Source organism: Pyxidicoccus caerfyrddinensis, from assembly GCF_010894405.1.
In the GTDB taxonomy this organism is placed as follows: Bacteria; Myxococcota; Myxococcia; order Myxococcales; family Myxococcaceae; genus Myxococcus; species Myxococcus caerfyrddinensis.
The window spans coordinates 1-1,834 of record NZ_JAAIYA010000089.1 but is presented as its reverse complement, the minus strand read 5'-3'; the positions used below and the strand labels follow the sequence as shown (position 1 = coordinate 1,834).

The 1,834-nt window shown below is 71.4% G+C and carries 1 protein-coding gene; it reads left to right on the top strand.

Annotation, left to right across the window (positions count from 1 at the left end):
* On the top strand, window positions 1–1,834 hold a 1,834-nt coding region (locus G4D86_RS51585), incomplete at both ends, for a condensation domain-containing protein (RefSeq protein WP_240360969.1).

Sequence of the window (1,834 nt, the reverse complement as noted above, 5' to 3'; positions counted from 1 at the left end):
GGCCGTGGCCCTGGTGCGTGAAGACGTGCCCGGCGACAAGCGCCTCGTCGGCTACGTCGCCGCTCCCGAGTCGCTCGACATGGCCGCGCTGCGTGCCGCGCTCAAGCAACGGCTGCCCGAGTACATGGTGCCCTCCGCCCTCGTGCGTCTGGACACCCTGCCCCTCACGGCCAACGCCAAGGTGGACCGCAAGGCCCTGCCCGCTCCGGACTCGGTCAGCAGCCCGGCGGACGAGACCTTCATCGCGCCAAGGGCTCCTATCGAGCAGCGACTGGCCGAGGTCTTCGCCCAGGTCCTGCGCGTGCAGCGCGTGGGCATCCACGACAACTTCTTCGAGCGGGGTGGCCACTCCCTGCTGGCCACGCAGGTCATCTCCCGCATCCGCGCCGTCTTCGACGTGGAGCTGCCCCTGCGCGCCCTCTTCGAGGCGCCCACCGTGGCCGCGCTCACCGCGCGCATCGACGCGGCCGTCCACTCGCACGCCGTCCAGGCTCCCCCCCTGGTGGCCGTGCCCCGCACGGGCCTGCTGCCGCTGTCCTTCGCGCAGCAGCGACTGTGGGTCATCGACCAGCTCGAGCCCGGCAACGCCGCCTACAACATGCCCACCGCGCTGCGGCTGCGCGGTCCGCTGGACGTGCCCGCGCTGCAGCAGTCCTTCACCGCGCTCGTCGAGCGGCACGAGTCACTGCGCACCATCTTCAGCCTGCACGACGGCCAGCCCATCCAGGTCATCCATCCCCACCCGCGATTCCCGCTGCCCTTGGTGGACCTGAGCGCACTGCCCGCCGACGAGCGCGAGGCCGAAGCCCGGCGACAGACGCGGCTCGAGACGCAGCGTCCCTTCGACCTGGCGCGCGGTCCCCTCCTCCGCGCCCTGCTCCTGCGCCTGGACGCGCAGGACCACCTGCTCATCGGGACGATGCACCACATCGTCTCCGACGGCTGGTCCATGGGCGTGCTGGTGCGCGAGCTGGCGGCGCTCTATGCGGCGCACGCCACGGGCCAGCAGGCCCGCCTGCCTGCCATGCCGGTGCAGTATGCGGACTTCGCCGCGTGGCAGCGCTCGTGGCTGCGCGGCGAGGCGCTGGAGCAGCAGCTGGGGTACTGGCGCCAGCAGCTCTCGGGCGCGCCGCCCGTGTTGGAGCTACCCACCGACAAGCCCCTGCCCTCCGTCCAGTCCTCGCGGGGCGCCCGGGTTCCCGTGCAGCTGTCCCCGAGACTGACAGCGCAGCTGAGTGCCCTGTGCCAACACGAAGGCACCACGCCCTTCATGGCCCTGCTCGCCGTGTGGCAGCTGTTGCTCTCCCGGTACTCGGGGCAGGACGACATCTGCGTCGGCTCGCCCATCGCGGGGCGCACCCGCGCGGAGACGGAAGGGCTCATCGGCTTCTTCGTCAACACGCTCGTGCTCCGCACCCGGGTGGACCCTCGCGCCACCTTCCGCGAGCTGCTCGCCCGCGTCCGCACCACCACGCTCGGCGCCTACGAGCACCAGGACGCTCCGTTCGAGAAGCTCGTCGAGGAACTCCAGCCACAGCGCAGCCTCAGCCACTCGCCCCTGTTCCAGGTGATGCTCGTCCTGCTGAACACGCCCGCGGCTTCCCTGGAGGTGGCCGGCGGTCCGGGCAGCACATCACCCCTGAGACTGGAAGCGGTGGACCTCGACCTCCCGGGCACCAAGTTCGACCTGACGCTGTCGCTGGCACAGACGCCGGACGGACTGTCCGGCACGCTGGCCTACCGCACGGACCTGTTCGAGCGGTCCACCGTCTCCCGCCTGTTGGAGCACTTCGCCACGCTACTGGAGTCCGCGGTCTCCTCGCCCGAGGCCCAC